10 protein-coding genes are annotated in these 17,751 nt (G+C 48.5%); all 10 read left to right on the top strand.

The features are described from left to right. The first annotated feature begins 138 nt into the window (after positions 1-138). The 10 genes from K7B07_RS14630 to K7B07_RS14585 all read left to right on the top strand — a co-directional run bounded on the left by K7B07_RS14630 (position 139) and on the right by K7B07_RS14585 (position 17,690). Positions 139-1,338, top strand: coding sequence for a bifunctional 3,4-dihydroxy-2-butanone-4-phosphate synthase/GTP cyclohydrolase II (locus K7B07_RS14630; RefSeq protein ID WP_223710831.1), 1,200 nt, complete (start codon positions 139-141; stop codon positions 1,336-1,338). Positions 1,339-1,452: 114 nt separating this feature from the next. Next, positions 1,453-2,097 (top strand): murein L,D-transpeptidase catalytic domain-containing protein, encoded by a 645-nt coding sequence (locus K7B07_RS14625; protein WP_223710829.1) that lies wholly within the window; start codon positions 1,453-1,455, stop codon positions 2,095-2,097. 558 nt (positions 2,098-2,655) lie between these two features. Beyond that, positions 2,656-3,660 carry a tryptophan--tRNA ligase gene (trpS, locus tag K7B07_RS14620; protein ID WP_223710827.1) on the top strand — a complete coding sequence of 335 codons (1,005 nt, stop codon included), beginning with the start codon at positions 2,656-2,658 and terminating at the stop codon, positions 3,658-3,660. A 71-nt stretch (positions 3,661-3,731) separates the two neighbouring features. Then, entirely contained in the window at positions 3,732-4,370 is a 639-nt protein-coding gene (locus K7B07_RS14615; RefSeq protein WP_223710825.1) for a deoxynucleoside kinase, read from the top strand. Between the two features lie 253 nt (positions 4,371-4,623). Next, positions 4,624-7,893, top strand: a complete 3,270-nt coding sequence (locus K7B07_RS14610; protein WP_223710823.1) for a SusC/RagA family TonB-linked outer membrane protein — start codon at positions 4,624-4,626, stop codon at positions 7,891-7,893. A gap of 11 nt (positions 7,894-7,904) precedes the next feature. Next, entirely contained in the window at positions 7,905-9,656 is a 1,752-nt protein-coding gene (locus K7B07_RS14605; RefSeq protein WP_223710821.1) for a RagB/SusD family nutrient uptake outer membrane protein, read from the top strand. Between the two features lie 161 nt (positions 9,657-9,817). After that, positions 9,818-13,135: a SusC/RagA family TonB-linked outer membrane protein gene (locus K7B07_RS14600; RefSeq protein ID WP_223710820.1), complete on the top strand. Its 3,318-nt coding sequence runs from the start codon at positions 9,818-9,820 to the stop codon at positions 13,133-13,135. An 11-nt stretch (positions 13,136-13,146) separates the two neighbouring features. Continuing rightward, positions 13,147-14,919 (top strand): RagB/SusD family nutrient uptake outer membrane protein, encoded by a 1,773-nt coding sequence (locus tag K7B07_RS14595; RefSeq protein WP_223710818.1) that lies wholly within the window; start codon positions 13,147-13,149, stop codon positions 14,917-14,919. Between the two features lie 12 nt (positions 14,920-14,931). Then, complete coding sequence (locus K7B07_RS14590; RefSeq protein WP_223710815.1) at positions 14,932-15,771, top strand: endonuclease/exonuclease/phosphatase family protein; 840 nt, start codon at positions 14,932-14,934, stop codon at positions 15,769-15,771. A gap of 629 nt (positions 15,772-16,400) precedes the next feature. After that, positions 16,401-17,690 carry an aminopeptidase P family protein gene (locus K7B07_RS14585; RefSeq protein WP_223710813.1) on the top strand — a complete coding sequence of 430 codons (1,290 nt, stop codon included), beginning with the start codon at positions 16,401-16,403 and terminating at the stop codon, positions 17,688-17,690. Positions 17,691-17,751: the final 61 nt, after the last annotated feature.

Below are 17,751 nucleotides of genomic sequence, written 5' to 3'. Positions count from 1 at the left end.
CAAATCAGGATATTGATCCGCGTCAACAACCACCCGCCATACATCCCGGATGCCAGCCGTTCTTCCTGATAACCCTACTGCTATACTGAACCAAACCCGCTTACAATCGTTATCTTTGTATAAATTTCAGCAAAAAATATGTTTGATACAATAGAAAGCGCCATTGAGGCCGTTAAAAACGGCCAACTGGTAATTGTTGTAGATGATGAAGACCGTGAGAATGAAGGCGATTTTATTACCGCTGCTGCTACCATCACACCGGAGATCGTAAATTTTATGGCCAAGAACGGGCGCGGCCTTATCTGCACCCCGCTGCCGGAAGAGCGATGCGATGAGCTGAACCTGCCTCCCATGGTTACCAACAACACCGCTTTGCATGAAACGGCATTTACCATTTCTGTGGACCTGCTGGGCAATGGCTGTGGTACGGGTATCTCCGCTTCCGACAGGGCCAAGACCATCGAAGCGCTCAATAACCCCTTCACCAACCCTTCCGACCTGGGCCGTCCCGGGCATATTTTCCCGCTGCGCTCCAAAAAAGGCGGGGTACTGCGCCGGGTAGGACATACCGAAGCAGCTACCGACCTGGCCCGGCTGGCCGGGTTCCCTTACCCGCATGGGGCCGTGCTGGTGGAGATCATGAATGACGACGGCACTATGGCCCGCCTGCCGGACCTGATCGAAGTGGCGAAGAAATTTGATCTGAAGCTGATTTGTATCAAAGACCTGATCGAATACCGCCTCAAACGCGATTCGCTGATCGAAGAAATTGTACGGGTGAACATGCCTACCCGATATGGCAATTTTACCCTGGTGGCTTTCAGAGATAAGAACAGCAACAACGAACACCTGGCGCTGATCAAAGGTGAATGGGAAAAAGGCGAACCGGTGCTGACAAGAGTACACTCCTCCTGTTTTACCGGAGACATCCTGGGCTCCCTGCGCTGCGACTGTGGCGACCAGCTGCACAAAGCCATGCAGATGGTGGAGCAGGAAGGAAAAGGAATTATTCTTTACATGAACCAGGAAGGCCGCGGCATCGGGCTGATGAATAAACTGAAGGCCTACAAACTGCAGGAAAATGGCATGGACACCGTGGAAGCCAACCTGCACCTGGGCTTTAAAATGGATGAGCGGGATTATGGTGTCGGCGCACAGATCCTCCGCCACCTGAACGTTACAAAGCTCCGCCTGATGAGCAATAATCCCCGGAAACGGATCGGCCTTATCGGTTATGGCCTGGAGATCGTGGAAAGCGTACCCATTGTGATCACTCCCAACGAGCACAATGAAAAATACCTGCGTACCAAAAAAGAAAAACTGGGTCACGAGTTTTAGCAATACCCGGATACCATAAATAGTTATCCCGGCAGCATTAGTGGTGCCGGGATTTTTTTTGCTCAAAGTCTTTATGGAAATCCGGCGCCTCCGCATCTCCCTGAAAAGCTTTTTATGAACAAACTCCTGGTGGCATTCAGCCTGCTGCTGCTTGCCGGCGGCTTCCTCTATTATTATAATACACATGCTGAATCGTTCAGGATGACCCCAATTCCGGGCCGGGTTAAGGCAGTCCCGGAAACCAACACTGTTTACAAACCCGCAGCAGCACAACTGGCTGCCGCTAAAGCCGTCATCCGCGCCAATCGTTTCAATTCCGGCATTGCCTTCCTGATCGATATGAAGCGTGCCGCTTCCCAAAACCGTTTTTTTGTTTATGACCTGAACAGGGACTCGATTATTGCTGCCGGGCTGGTGACACATGGTCGCTGTGGTGAAAAATGGCTGGAAGGCCGGCGCTACAGCAATACAGTGGGCAGTATGTGTACCTCTTTGGGCAATTACCGTATCGGCAACCCTTACCAGGGAAGGTTCGGACTGGCCTATAAGCTTTACGGCCTGGACAGCAGCAACAGTAATGCCTTTGAACGTTACGTGGTACTGCACTCCCACGCCTGTGTGCCCGAAGCGGAAACGGATTACGAGATCTGCCAGAGCGATGGCTGTCCTACGGTAAGTCCCGGTTTTCTGAAACAGCTGCAGGCCATTATTGACGCTTCTCCCCGGCCCATCCTGCTTTCCATTTATGAAAGCCAATAAATAAAAAGCAGTGCTACGACTTAAATGAGCCCCAGGCCGAACCGCTCCTGTTTATTTAATAATGTATATTCCCCATTGGCGAGGCACGGACCAGGGCATTTGAATTTCAGCAATCCTTAACGACCAGCTGCCGGTTTGGATGCTGAACTATTTCCAAGCTATCGGGACAAATTGTATAATGTGTCAGGATAAGAAAGACTTCATATGGCTGAAACACCCAGAATATCGGTACCTCCCATACAATTGTCAAATAAAAACAGGCGCAGCGCGCCGTCCATCTTTGTAACCCCGGGTAGCTGACAACCCTCCCAGCCGCAGCGCGGCGATAACCTGACGCATACGCAATAGACCAGGAGCATCTGATTGCCCGCGATAACAGTAAAATATTGGTCATTGATTTTACAACGCGGTAATCAGCATGAGATAAATGCAGCATTTTAAACAATCTCAGCCTTGCCTGGCAATGGCTTTGTTGTTATATACCGGTTAGAAAAATATCCGCCGGCCCGCCTCCTGCCTTGAGCTTAAAACCTCAAACATTAGTTATCTTTGCGCCCTATGAGTAAAAAAAGTGAAATTGTATTAAGCGGGATACGGCCTACGGGGCAGCTGCACCTGGGAAATTATTTTGGCGCATTAAGCAATTATGTAAAAATGCAGGACGAATACGATTGTTATTTCTTTATAGCCGACCTGCATTCACTTACTACTCATCCGGATACCAAAGAGCTCCGGGACCACATTCTTTCGGTTACCTCCTATTATCTGGCCAGCGGCCTCAACCCGGATAAATGTGTGTTGTACTGCCAGAGCGAGTTGCCCCAGACCACCGAGTTGTATCTTTATTTGAATATGCTGGCCTATAAAGGCGAGCTGGAAAAAACCACTACCTTTAAAGACAAGGTAAAACTGCAGCCGGAAAATGTGAATGCCGGTCTGCTTACCTACCCCGTACTGATGGCATCCGATATCCTGATCCACCGTGCACACTATGTACCGGTAGGCAAGGACCAGGAGCAGCACCTGGAGATGACACGCACTTTTGGCAATCGTTTTAACCACCGGTACGGTGAAGTGTTCCCGGAGCCAAAGGCATTCAATTACGGAGAACAATTGCTTAAAGTGCCCAGCCTGGATGGTGCCGGTAAAATGAGCAAAAGCGAGAACCAGTATGCCACCATCTACCTGTCGGATGAAGATGACCTGATACGGAAAAAAGTAATGAAAGCCAAGACGGATGCCGGTCCTACAGAGCTTAATTCAGAAAAGCCGGATTATATTGTCAATATTTTTGACCTGATGAAACTGGTGAGTGATCCGTCCGTGATTGAAAAATACGAAGCAGATTTCAATGCCTGTACCATCCGCTATGGTGATCTTAAAAAACAACTGGCAGAAGATATGGTCCGTTTTATCAGTCCTATCCGCGAAAAGGCAAAAGCCATCCGGGAAGATGAGCGGTCCCTGAGTATTGTTTTAAAAGTAGGTGCACAGAAAGCAGCAGAAAACGCAGAAAAGACGATGCAGCTGGTACGCCAGTCGATGGGACTTAAATACTTTTAAGAAAAATAAAATCATTTAAAAAAGAATGGTTATTTTTCACCACAAAACCATTCTTTTCTCATCTTCGTACTATGGCTAAATCGAAATCCAAACCCAAACATATTGCCATTGCCGGAAATATCGGTGCCGGAAAAACCACCCTCACCGAAATGCTGAGCAAGCATTATAAATGGATTCCCAATTTTGAGGATGTGGATCACAATCCTTATCTGATGGATTTTTATGATGATATGCCGCGATGGAGTTTTAACCTGCAGATCTTTTTCCTCAACAGCCGGTTAAAACAGCTTATCGATATACAGAACGGGACGGAAACCGTGATCCAGGACCGGACGATCTATGAAGATGCCAACATCTTTGCACCCAACCTCCACGAAATGGGACTGATGAGCAAACGTGACTTTGATAACTATTATCAGTTTTTCCAGACATTGAAATCGATGGTGCGCCCTCCCGACCTGATGATCTACCTGAATGCATCGGTGCCAACACTGGTGGGTCAGATCCAGAAGCGTGGCCGCGAATATGAGGAAAACATCCGTCTCGACTACCTGAAACGCCTGAATGAATACTACAACAAATGGATCGCCGGTTATAAGGAAGGCAAACTCCTTATTATCGATGTAGACAAGAACAACTTTGCGGACAACAGCGAGGATTTTGGAAAGATCATCTCCAAGATCGACTCCCAGCTCTACGGTCTGTTTTAATTTTCTTATAGTTTACCCCCGACTTTCGTATTTGCCTGAAAACTGATCTTTTCCGGCAAATAATTAATTGTCAACAAGAAGCATTTTTTGTTTAAAATATTGCTTTCCTATACTTATGCATATAGTTTAATTTTATTTCTTTTTCTTATTTTTTAAATTTAAAATACTTTTTTTATTTTAAATTTGATAATATTTACTTAACGATTTGTTATTGTTTGCCCGATAGATTTGCCACTTTCTAAACAAAAACGCTATGCACTTATCACCTCGAACCCTTTACAGGTATGCCCTTGCCATAATGCTGATGGGGCTTTTTAATTGCTGGGCCCTCTGCGCCCACCAAAAAACGGCTGCTGCCCAAAGTATGGACAGCGAGCTGACGGGAATCGTTACCGATTCCGCCCATAACCCTGTAACCGGTGCCACTATTACCGTACAGGACCAATCCATTACCGCCCTCAGCGGGGTGGACGGCTATTTTAAGCTGCGGTTAAAGCCCGGCACCTATACCCTTTCCATCACCCATGTCTCCTACCTCCCAAAAGAACTGAAGTTATCGGTAACATCGGGTCAGAATGAGCCCCGCACCATCGAGCTGCAGACAAAACCCGGAAGCAGCATGGAAGAAGTAGTGGTAGTAGGATATGGAACGCAGAAAAAGATCAACCTTACCGGCGCCGTTGCACAGATCGGCTCCGAAGCATTGGAAGACCGGCCCTCTCCCAACCTTACCCGCATGCTGCAGGGGGCATTGCCCAACCTGAATATTAAAATGGTAGACGGCAGCCCCACCCGAAGCGCTACTTATAACCTGCGCGGGGCTACCTCCATCGGCGCCGGCGGAAGCGCCCTGGTGCTGATCGATGGTGTGGAAGGCGATCCCAACCTGGTAAACCCGAACGATGTGGAAAGTGTCTCCATTTTAAAAGATGCCTCTTCAGCCGCCATCTACGGTTCAAGGGCCGCTTTCGGGGTGGTACTGATCACTACAAAGTCGGCCAAAAAAGGGCGGGTGAAGGTAGACGTCAACAGCAGTTATACCATCAACAAACGGATCATAACCCCGAAGCTGGTCACCAACGGCTACCAGTGGGCCAAAAACTTTGATGAAGCGTTCAACGCCTGGTATGACTATAAATCGCATCCCATATCTGTAAACAACATCTATCCGTTCTCACTGGAGTACCTGGATGAATTGAAAAAACATGATGAAGATCCCAGTCTGCCCCAGGTGGTATACAACGAACAAAAAGAACGGTACGAATATTTCGGTAATACCGACTGGTACAACCTGGTGTATAAAAACAGTATGCCGGCAGTGGAAGAGGCCGTAAGCATTTCCGGTGGATCTGAAAAAGCCGACTACTATATCTCCGGAAGGTATTATTACCAGGATGGTATTTTTAATTATCTCAGTGACAAATTCAATAAGTACAACCTGCGTGCAAAAGGGACCGTCCGCATCGCACCCTGGATCAGCATCCAGAATAATACCGATATCAGCAGTTTTAATTACCGGTATCCCATGTTTGCCGATGGCGATGGCAATATCTGGCGGCAGTTCGAGCATCAGGGCTATCCCATGGCCGTGATCTATAATCCCGATGGCAGCTATACCCATTCCGGCGTATATACCGGCGTAGCCTCCTATATTGAAGGGAACAACAAATCCGATCTCAACAATTTCTTTGTCCGTAATACCGCGGGCGTTACCCTGATCCCCATCAAGAACCGGCTGACCTTTAAAGCGGATATCACCTTTTCAAAAAAGATCGAGGACGAAACACGTACCAATAACTTTATCAACTACAGCATCGCCCCCGGTCGCACCGACCGCTTTGGCAGAAGCCTACTGCGTCAGCTCAATACCAATGAAAGCTATCTCGGGTCCAACATCACGGGGGAATATACCAAGAGCTTCGGGTCGCACAACCTTAAACTCCTGGGCGGCTATAACGTGGAATCCTTTACCAGCAAACTGCTCAATGCCAGTCGTGACGGGATCCTTGTAGAAGACAAACCGGACTTTAACCTGATGGATGGCCTCAACTATGGCATCAACGGCGGCGGGCTGGAATGGAGCTATATCGGCTGGTTCTACCGGCTGAACTATGACTTTAAGAACCGGTACCTGCTGGAACTGAACGGCCGCTATGACGGATCCTCCAAGTTCCCCAGTACGCAGCGTTTTGGGTTCTTCCCTTCTGTTTCTGCCGGATGGCGCGTATCGGAAGAATCCTTCTTCCAGCCATTGAAATCGTTTATCAATGAATTTAAGCTGCGCGGCTCCTATGGCTCACTCGGGAACGGAAATGTTGCCGCGTACCGGTACCTGGAGATCATGTCGGTTGCCAAGACCAGCGTGATCCTGAACGGGGTACAAACCAGCTATACGCAATTACCCAATGTAATACCCAATGGACTTACCTGGGAACGCTCCACCACTTTTGACCTGGGAGCCGACCTGACCCTGCTGGACCGCCGGCTGGACGTGGTCTTCGATTGGTACGACCGTAAAACAACCGGTATGTTTACCCAGGCACAACCCCTGCCTGCAGTTTTCGGGGCAGCATTGCCTTTTGGAAATTATGCCGACCTGTCTACCAAAGGATGGGAACTGTCGCTTTCATGGAAAGACAACACCACTGTTTTCGGAAAGCCCTTCCAGTACAGCTTCAGCGGATCATTGTGGGACAGCCGTTCCTTTATCACCAAATTCAATAACCCTACCAAAACCCTGACCTCCACTTATTATGAGGGGCATGAGATCGGGGAACTGTGGGGCTATACCACGCTTGGCTTCTTTACTTCAGAACAGGACATTGCGCAACATGCCAACCAGGACTTTTTGCAGAACTCCAACAACCGGGAATGGCTGCCGGGCGATCTGAAATTCGCCGATCTGAACGGCGATAACGTGATCGACCAGGGCAAGAATACGGTTGACGAGCCCGGCGACCGCCGTATCATCGGAAACACTTCCCCGCGTTATCAATACGGCTTTAATGTGGCCCTGCAATGGAACGGGATCGGCCTCTCGGCCTTCTTCCAGGGTATCGGCAAAAGGGACTGGTATTTTGCTCCGGAAGCCGGACTGTTCTGGGGACCGTACAACCGCCCTTACGGATACCAGCCTGCTAAAATGATGAACGATTTCTGGACGGAGGAGCATCCGGATGCCTACTTCCCGCGCTTCCGCGGATACACGGCACTGAACACCAACCGTTCACTGGGTGCGCCGCAAACACGCTACCTGCAGGATGCCAGCTACATGCGGATAAAGAATATCTCGCTGGATTATGCGCTGCCCACCCGCCTGCTCAGCAGACTGAGAATAGCACAGGCAAAAATTTATGTAACCGGTCAGAACCTGTTCACCTTCTCCGGCCTGTTCAAACATACGGACAATTTCGACCCGGAAGTGCTGGAAAATCCCGTTGGTGAGCTTACCAATGGCAGCGGTCAGGGATATGCATATCCTATGCTTAAATCCATCACATTCGGTTTAAATCTTTCATTTTAATCTACGATACCATGAAAAAAATATTCCACCCCTTACATATCGCTGCAGCACTGATTTTCCTTACCTCCTGCAGCAAAAGCTTTCTTGACAAAGAGCCTTTTGATCAATTGGTTCCCCAGTCCTTTTTCAATACTGAAAAAGACCTGAACCTGTATACCACTTCCTTTTACCAGCGCATGCTTCCGTCGGCGCTCACCGTTACCACCGACGATGAATGGGGAGAGTACACATCGAAGAACCAGTCCCCGCAATTCATTGCCGGTTCCTATACCTCTGTAAATGAGCCCTCCTGGAACTGGACCAACCTGCGTAACATCAATTATTTCCTCGAAAATGCCGACAAAGCCGGTACCGCGCAGGAGGTAAAGGACCACTATATCGGTATCGCCCGCTTTTTCAGAGCCTGGTTCTATTTTGATATGGTGCAGCGTTTTGGCGATGTCCCCTGGTATTCCAAAACCCTGTCCATTTCAGATCCCGACCTTTATAAAACCCAGAACAGCAGGGCGGATGTAATGGATTCCGTACTGGCCGATCTTAATTTTGCGTCAGAAAAAATAAATGACACAAAGGACAACACCGCTTCTACCGTTACCCGGCAGGTGGCGCTGGCATTCAAATCGCGGGTCTGTCTTTTTGAAGGCACGTTCAGAAAATACCACACCGAGCTGAAACTGGAAGGCACCGCCGGTCAATGGCTGGAAGCCGCAGCCGATGCAGCAAAAAAAATAATGGATGCCGGGCAGTATAAACTCTACTCCACCAATAAACCCGCCTCCGATTACCGCACCCTGTTCACATCAGAAAACCCGGTTGCGGATGAAGTATTGTTCGCCGTTGTTTATAACAATGCGCTGCGGCGCTGGCATGAGGTGACCTGGAAGTTCAACAGTGCCACTTATGGTTCCCGCTGGGGGCTGATCAAACAATTTGTAAATACCTACCTTAATACGGACGGTACCCGTTTTACCGACAAACCGGGTTTTGATACCATTCAGTTTGTACGGGAAATGGCACAGCGCGATAACCGGCTGGCACAAACCGTAAGATCGCTGGGTTATAAGCGGAGCGACGGAAGCGCGGCACCTCCTAATTTCGGATACACATTCACCGGCTATCATCTTTTAAAGTTCAGCCTGGATGATAAACGGCTCGACGGCGTTGGGGAATCATACAATTCCATTCCGCTGATCCGCTATGCAGAAGTACTGCTGAACTATGCCGAGGCCATGGCCGAACTTGGAAAAATGGACAATACGGTGTGGAGCAAGACCATCGCCCCCCTCCGGTCCCGCGCAGGTGTTACCCCCATTGAACCGCAGACCGCCGACACCTACCTGCAGACCACTTACTTCCCTGAGATCACGGATAAATACCTGCTGGAAGTACGGCGGGAACGTGGCATAGAACTGGTGTATGAGGGGCTGCGTTATGCCGACCTCCTGCGCTGGAAAAAGGGAAAACTGCTGGAAATGCAATGGCGGGGTATCTATGTACCGGCAAAGAACCTGCCCATGGATCTCGATGGCAATGGCAGTCCCGATGTGGCGTTTGTAGACAAGGTACCCGAAACCAAAGTGCCCGGGGTGATCTATTATGTGCTGGACGGCACTGCTTCCAAATTATCGGAGGGCAGCAAGGGTTATGTGTTGTGGAGAGACGATGAGGATCGTGAATTCAGTGATAAAAAATACTATCATCCCATCTCCAACACGGATATGGTGCTGAATCCGGATCTGAAACAAAATCCGGGCTGGGATTAAACCGGCTTTTAATGACCAGGAAACGGCTGCGGTTTACGACCGGCAGCCGTTTTGTCTTTAAAAACGGCATTGTGTCCCGGATACACCTTTTTGGTAATTTTGGTTTAACGATTCGTTAACACGTCGTAAATACATTTGCCCTCACCTTAAAATCGATCATCATGCATTTATTGTCTAGGTATCGCTGTAAGCGATTGTGCAGCTACTGTATGCTGCTGTTATCCTGTATGCTTTGCATGTTCTCCGCTATGGCTGCGCCACCGGAAACAAAAAAGATACAGACCTCCGTTGAAGGAGTAGTGACCAACACAGAAAACAAACCGGTGGAAGGTGCCACGGTCACCATCGAAGGCCGGAATTCCACCACACTTACCGATGCAAACGGAAGCTTCAGTTTAAACGTTGAACCCGGTGATTATACCCTGACGGTGTCCCATGTTTCGTACACCACGGAGCAGCAAACGATCCATGTCAGGGCCGGTGAAACGCTCCGTCTTGCAATCAAAATGAAACTATCGCAGGCGGCCGATATGAATGAGGTGGTCGTTGTGGGTTATGGCACCCAGAAAAAAGTAAACCTCACAGGCGCGGTGGACCAGGTCACTTCCAAAGTACTGGAGAACCGGTCGGTCCCCAACCTGGCACAGGGGCTTCAGGGACAGATTCCCAACCTGAACCTGGTACCGCGCGACGGAAAACCCATCAACTCTCCCGCTTATAATATCAGGGGTACCACTTCTATTGGACAGGGCGGCAATGCACTGGTGCTGATCGACGGGGTGGAGGGCGATCCGAGTAAGATCAATCCCAACGATGTGGCCAGCGTATCTGTTTTGAAAGATGCCTCTTCAGCAGCCATTTATGGTGCACGTGCTGCATTTGGTGTTGTACTCATCACTACAAAAAATCCGGTGAAAGGCAAAACAATGATTAACTATTCATTCAATCAGTCGGTCAAATCGCCTACTACCGTTCCCGATTTTGTAACAGACGGTTACACATTTGCCAAAATGTTTAATGAAGCCTGGACCGCCTGGAATGATTATTCGCAAACACCTAAAAATGTAAATAAAACCGTAAAGTTCTCTCCTGCATATTTGGAAGAGTTGGAAAGACGATCAAAAGATCCGTCACTACCGAAAGTAGATATAAATTCAGATGGTGAATATGTTTACTATGACAATACCGACTGGTACAAGCTGCTGTACAAGGATCACCTGCCTGCCTCCGAGCATAACCTCACGATATCCGGTGGCAGCGAAAAATCCGACTTCCTGGTAACGGGTCGTTATTTTAAACAAGCCGGGCTATTCCGTTATAATTCGGATGACTACAGTGTTTATAATGTCCGGGCCAAGGGTTCGCTCCAGGTATTCAACTGGCTGAATATTTACACCAACAATGATTTTTCCCAAATGAAGTATCATAACCCGATAAACGTTGGTGAAGGTGGCGGTATCTGGCAGAACATTGCGGACGAGGGTCATACGATGGTGCCGATGCTGAATCCCGATGGGACACTTACCTATTCAGGAGCCTACACTGTTGGGGATTTCTATCTTGGGCAAAACGGTATTGACATGGATCAGCGCGTTTTGAGAAGTACTGTTGGATTCAACAGCAAGTTCTTTAATAATCGGCTTCGTGTAAAAGGAGATTATACCTTAACCAATACAAACAATGATCAGGTAACTAAAAGGGTTCCTGTTCCTTACAGCACCAAACCCGGTGTGATACAATATGTGGGCACCAACTATAATGATTACCAGAATCAAAACCAGACCACCCAATACTTTGCTTCCAACACTTATGTGGAATATGAACCCCAGCTCGGCAACGGGCATTACTTCAAAGGCCTTGTCGGTTACAACTATGAACAATCTACCTACAAGCAGATTGCAATAGGCAGAAATGGCCTGATGTATCCCGGCGCGGAAGATCTGTCGCTTGCACTTGGCCAGTCGGCTACCACCAGTGGCGGATGGAGGAAATGGGTTACCAATGGTGGTTTTTACCGTTTAAACTATTCGTATAAAGACCGCTACCTTGTTGAGTTCAACGGCCGGTATGACGGCTCTTCCCGCTTCCCCGAGAACCAGCGCTACGCCTTCTTTCCTTCGGTATCTGCGGGATGGCGCATTTCTAATGAGTCTTTCTGGGAAGGTTTAAAAAATGCGGTCAATGATTTTAAGATCAGAGGATCTTACGGATCACTGGGTAACGGAGCCATTGCACCCTATCGGTTTATGGAATTATTTACCATACGCCAGTCGGATCGCGTCCTTAACGGTGTACGCCCCCAGTATACGGATCAGCCCAATGTATTGCCCGATGGGCTTACCTGGGAAGCATCCCGTACGGTAGATCTGGGAATTGATCTCGGTCTGTTCAGAAACAAATTGACACTGGTAGCGGACGCTTATATCCGCAAAACCATCGGGATGTTCACCAATGCCATGACCCAGCCTGCAGTATATGGCGTAGACCCTGCTGCAGGCGCCAATAAATTCCCCAAAGGCAACTATGCCGATCTTACCACCCGAGGCTGGGAGGCCAGTCTCAGCTGGAGGGATGATCTACAGGTAGGCGGTAAACCATTCAATTACGGCGTCCGGTTTACGATGAGCGATTATATAGCCAAGGTGGATAAATTTAATAACCCCACCAAGCTCCTGACAGATTATTATGAGGGACAACGGGTAGGTGAGATATGGGGCTATGTAAATGAACGCTATTTTACAGCGAGTGATTTTAACACCGACGGAAGTTTAAAGACCGGAATCCCGACACAAATCGGATTAAAGGCCTCTACAAGCGGCAAGTTTCTTCCCGGCGATATAAAGTTTGCAGATCTGAATGGCGACGGGGCTATCAATAACGGTGATAATACTGTTGACAAACCCGGTGACCGTCGTATTATTGGCAATTCGCTCCCCCGGTATACCTATGGTATTTCACTGGATGCCACCTGGAACAATATTTCTTTCTCCGTGTTCTTCCAGGGCGTGGGTCATCAGGACTGGTATCCCGGTGCCGAAGCCAAGAATTTCTGGGGGCAGTACAACCGGCCTTATAACAAGGTACCTACTTATCAGCTGGGCAGGATCTGGTCGGAGGAAAATCCCGATGCCTATTTTCCCAGGTACCGTGGTTATTCGGCGCAGAACGGATCTGCAGAGTTGACACCTCCGCAAACAAAGTACCTGCAAAATGTGGCTTACCTGCGGATGAAAAACATTCAGCTTGGCTATAACCTGCCTGCTAACTGGATTAGCCGTATACGGATGACCAATGCACGTATCTATGTTTCCGGAGAGAACCTGCTTACCTTCTCGCCTCTGTATAAACTCACCAAAAACATCGATCCTGAAAATGCATCCCAGCCGGTAGACCAGGTGGCAGCCAGCGGCAGCGGTGCACTGGGCATGAATTATCCGATGTTAAAAGGAATCACTTTTGGCTTATCCGTTAACTTTTAAACCCGTCAACAATGAAACATATTTTAATAGCACTATTAATCACCTGCACTCTCTGGGGATGCAGTAAACTCGATCAGTTGCCAAGAGAAAGCGCAACCAAAGAGGCCGTATTTAATAATCAGGGAGGACTGGAAACCTATTCCCTGTCGTTCTATAATATGCTACCCAAAGGCAGCGATATTCACTCCGGTGATAATATGAGCGATTATTTCGCCCGTACGCAGGTTCCGGATTTTCTGGTTCCCGGCAATTACAACTCCAGAACCACCAATGGCTGGAACTGGGTGGACCTCCGGAATATTAACTATTTCCTGGAAGGGCTGAACGAATCGATACTCGATCCGGCTATGATCAATCATTACAGGGGTCTTGCACGCTTTTTCCGCGGCTGGTTCTACTTTGAAAAGGTAAAACGATATGGCGATGTACCCTGGATCAACCGGACGATTCTCCTGAACGATCCGGCACTCAAAAACAAAAGAGATCCACGCACACTGATCATCGACTCCATCATTGCCGATCTTGATTTTGCGGCGGCCAATATTACCACTACCGATATCACACGCAGCCTGATTACAAAATATACCGCATACGGTTTAATATCCCGGGTATGTTTATTTGAAGGGACATTCAGAAAATATCACCTTGATTATAAGCTTGAAGGCACAGCAAATGCACTGCTGCAAAAGGCAGTTGCTGCTGCAGAAAAAGTGATCGGGGAAGGAAATTTTTCTGTTTTTAACAGTGCAGGAAGCGATAAATCCTACAGACAGTTATTTACAGACCTCAAGCCGATATCACAGGAGATCATGCTCTCTTACGTAGTGGATCCAGCCTATGGGGTCTTTCATGACGCCAACTGGTCGCTCACGAGTGCCACTTACGGGTCCCGGCTGAACTTTATTCGGACCTTTATCAATACCTACCTTAATATAGACGGCACTCCTTTTACTGGAAATCCAGCCTACAGAACAATGACCTTTATGCAGGAAACCAAAAAACGCGACATGCGGTTACAGCAAACCATCCGTACACCGGGTTATAAAAGATTGGTAAGCGGTACCCCAAAATCAGCACCACCTGTTTTTTCCTACACGTATACCGGTTATCAACCCATCAAGTTTACACAGGATGATGAAAGTTTAGACGGAGGCACAAGAAACACCAACTCCCTGCCTATTATGCGTTATGCAGAGATCCTCTTGAACTATGCTGAAGCAAAAGCAGAGTTGGGTACGCTTACAGACGCCGACTGGAACATGACGGTAGGCGCATTGCGGCGCAGGGCCGGTATTACCGGAAATACCGGCAGCAAACCCGTCACCATTGACACTTACCTGCAGCAAAACTATTTCCCCGCAATTGCAGATGCTTCATTACTGGAGATCCGTAGGGAAAGGAGCATTGAGCTGGCCATGGAAGGGTTCCGCTTTTATGACCTCGTACGATGGAACCGGGGCAAATTACTGGAAATGCCCTGGACCGGCTTCTATGTCCCCGCGCTGGATACACCGATGGATCTGGATGAGGACGGCAATAATGATGTACGCTTTTATATTACCAAACCGGCTGGCGCGCTTCCTGGTGTTACAGATATCAATGTAGGTCCTACTATCAGCGGGGGCACCAACCCTCAGCAGCTCAACAATGGCAGCAGTGGAGAGCTCACCTGGCTTAAAAACGCAAAACGTGAATTTGCGGAACCTAAGAATTATTTATACCCCATTCCTGAAACGGATTTACAACAAAATCCTAACTTAGGCCAAAACCCCGGCTGGGATTAAATTTTATAAACAATGAAACGTTATTTACTTGCACTCATCATTACCGGTATTTCTTTTTACAAAACACAGGCACAACAATTAAAGGTAGCTACTTTCAACATCCGGATGGAGACCACTGCCGATCAGGGCAACCTCTGGAAAGACCGGGCAACACCGGTGGCCAGCCTGATCCGGTATCATGATTTTGATGTGTTTGGTACCCAGGAAGGTTTTAAAAATCAGCTGGACGATATCAGTGAGCGCCTTCCGGCCTATGCGCGTTACGGCAAAGGCCGCGACGACGGAGGCGATAAAGGCGAACACTCTGCGATCTTTTATAAAAAAGACAAATTCACCCTGCTGCGGTCCGGCGATTTCTGGTTATCGGAGACCCCGGATAAACCCGGCAAAGGATGGGATGCAAAATGCTGTAACCGCATCTGCTCCTGGGTGGCATTGAAGGATAAAAAGACCGGGAAGCCATTCTATTTTTTTAGTGTGCACTTTGATCATGAAGGAAAAATAGCGCGCGTGGAAAGCGCTAAACTCATGCTCAAAAAAATAGCAGCCATAGCGGGCCGCGGTAATGCCGTACTCGTGGGCGACTTTAATGGTGATCGCAATTCCGAATGGTACCAGACCCTGGCCAATGCCCCCTTGCTGAGGGACGCCTATCGCGACGTAAAGGACCCCTACGAGAACAACGGGTCTTTTAACGCGTTTGGAAAATCGGTGGAGCATACCGCGGTGATCGATCATATTTTTATTACCAGGAACGGGCAAGCCTCCGGCTGGGGTATCCTAACGGATACCTACCGCGGAAAATTCCCATCGGATCATTTCCCGGTAACGGCGACCCTTAGCTTTAAATGATCGGTCCGGCATTTTAAAGCGCCTGTTTTAAAAGCCGGCTGACAGCATCTCATATCATCATCGCATATGCCTCAAGATAAGCAAAGCTGTTTTAGAGTAAAAACCCGGGAAACCGATGTTTCCCGGCACATTTTGTCAATAAAAATACTTGAACAAAGGCGCGGCGCGCCGGTAATCTTTATAATCCGGTGTAACAAATAAGCATCACAGCCGCAGCGCGGCGGTAATTTAGTAAACCCGGCCAGTATAAGACCTGTGCTATGACCGGTGCGCTGCACCTCCATTGTCTGTCACTGTCGCCTACTTCAAAGATCAACGCTGCATTGCAGCTTTTTAACAATAAAAATTAACTTGACGCATATGCGATGATGATCGGGATAACATGACAATACGGCTTTTGGAACAGCAGCTTTTTTAGCCTTGCGCAAACGATTTTTATTTTGAGAACTGCCCTTTCCCAGGGCAGTCCTTTTTTTTAAGATCGTCCGCGCCGGCATCAACCCGGAGCCGCTCAAAAATACGTGCGGCCATTCAACAGGTTCCGGTTCCGTGTGGTTTAGACTTTTGCGTATATTTGAACCCCCTGAACAACATCCCCCAGGGACTGTTGTCAGTTTAAATACGGACACATGAAATATTTACCACTGGATCCTCAGATCTTTATCAAGAACCGGAAGCGGTTCACCGAAAAAATGGAACGCAATACCATTGCGCTGTTTGTAGCTAATGATGAAGTTCCCGAAAACGGCGATGCGCTTTACCGTTATAAACCCAACAGTAACCTGTTCTGGCTGTCCGGAATCCAACAGGAAGACAGCATGGTGCTCCTTTACCCGGACAATCCCGATCCCAAATACCGCGAAGTGCTGGTATTGGTGCGCCCGAATGAACTGAAAGAAAAATGGGACGGGAAACGGCTGCGCGAAAATGAAGCCACTGCCATCAGCGGCATGAAGACCATTGTTTGGCTGGACAGCCTGGCACCCCTGCTAACCTCCTGGATCCACGCTGCTGAATCCATTTACCTCGACACCAATGAGAACGACCGGAAGAGCTCCTGGATCGAGACCCGTCAGTACCGTTATATAAAAGAGCTGAAAGAAAAATTCCCGTTGCATCAGTACAAACGTGCGGCACCGCTGCTGAAAGAACTGCGGGCCATAAAAACACCGGAAGAGGTGGAAGTGATCAGACAGGCGATCAGCATTACCGAAAAAACCTTTCGCCGCTTATTGCAGTTCATCAAACCCGGCGTCTGGGAATTTGAAATTGAAGCAGAGATCCTGCATTCCTTTCTCAGCAACCGTGCCACAAGGGAAGGTTATGGCAGCATCATTGCCAGTGGCGACCGCGCCCGCACCCTGCATTATGTAAGCAATAACCAGCAATGCCTGGACGGTGAGCTGATCCTGATGGATTTTGGTGCCGAATACGGCGGATACAATGCCGACCTTACCCGTACCGTTCCTGTAAACGGAAGGTTTACCAAACGCCAGAAAGAAGTATACAATGCCTGTTTGCGGCTACACCGCTATGCAGCCTCCATACTGAAGCCCGGCATCACCATTGTGGACTATCATGAAAAAATGGGCCATGAGGCTACCAAGGAATTTATAAAGCTGGGGCTGCTGACCAAAACGGATATTAAGAACGAGGACCAGGAGAACCGGGCCTACCGAAAATACCTCTACCATGGCATCAGCCATCATCTGGGTATTGATGTGCACGATCTCGGACCCTTCCGCACTCCGCTGAAAGCCGGCATGGTGCTCACCATCGAACCCGGCATTTACATCGAGGACGAACAGCTGGGCATCCGCATCGAAAATAATTTCCTGCTTACCCGCAATGGCAATATCGATCTGATGAAGACGATGCCCATAGAAGCAGATGATATAGAAAGCCTGATGAACAGTTAAATACAGCAGCAGTATTAAAAACGAACAGCGGACCGATTGTACCGGTCCGCTGTTTTTATTA

This window comes from Niabella beijingensis (assembly GCF_020034665.1).
GTDB classification, from domain to species: Bacteria; Bacteroidota; Bacteroidia; order Chitinophagales; family Chitinophagaceae; genus Niabella; species Niabella beijingensis.
The sequence above is the reverse complement of the archived record's forward strand: the minus strand, read 5'-3'. Positions and strand labels throughout refer to the sequence as shown.

Excerpts from the sequence above, each read along its gene's own strand:
- K7B07_RS14630 (WP_223710831.1), top strand. The coding sequence starts at position 139 with ATGTTTGATACAATAGAAAGCGCCATTGAGGCCGTTAAAAACGGCCAA.
- K7B07_RS14625 (WP_223710829.1), top strand. The coding sequence starts at position 1,453 with ATGAACAAACTCCTGGTGGCATTCAGCCTGCTGCTGCTTGCCGGCGGC.
- trpS (WP_223710827.1), top strand. The coding sequence starts at position 2,656 with ATGAGTAAAAAAAGTGAAATTGTATTAAGCGGGATACGGCCTACGGGG.
- K7B07_RS14615 (WP_223710825.1), top strand. The coding sequence starts at position 3,732 with ATGGCTAAATCGAAATCCAAACCCAAACATATTGCCATTGCCGGAAAT.
- K7B07_RS14610 (WP_223710823.1), top strand. The coding sequence starts at position 4,624 with ATGCACTTATCACCTCGAACCCTTTACAGGTATGCCCTTGCCATAATG.
- K7B07_RS14605 (WP_223710821.1), top strand. The coding sequence starts at position 7,905 with ATGAAAAAAATATTCCACCCCTTACATATCGCTGCAGCACTGATTTTC.
- K7B07_RS14600 (WP_223710820.1), top strand. The coding sequence starts at position 9,818 with ATGCATTTATTGTCTAGGTATCGCTGTAAGCGATTGTGCAGCTACTGT.
- K7B07_RS14595 (WP_223710818.1), top strand. The coding sequence starts at position 13,147 with ATGAAACATATTTTAATAGCACTATTAATCACCTGCACTCTCTGGGGA.
- K7B07_RS14590 (WP_223710815.1), top strand. The coding sequence starts at position 14,932 with ATGAAACGTTATTTACTTGCACTCATCATTACCGGTATTTCTTTTTAC.
- K7B07_RS14585 (WP_223710813.1), top strand. The coding sequence starts at position 16,401 with ATGAAATATTTACCACTGGATCCTCAGATCTTTATCAAGAACCGGAAG.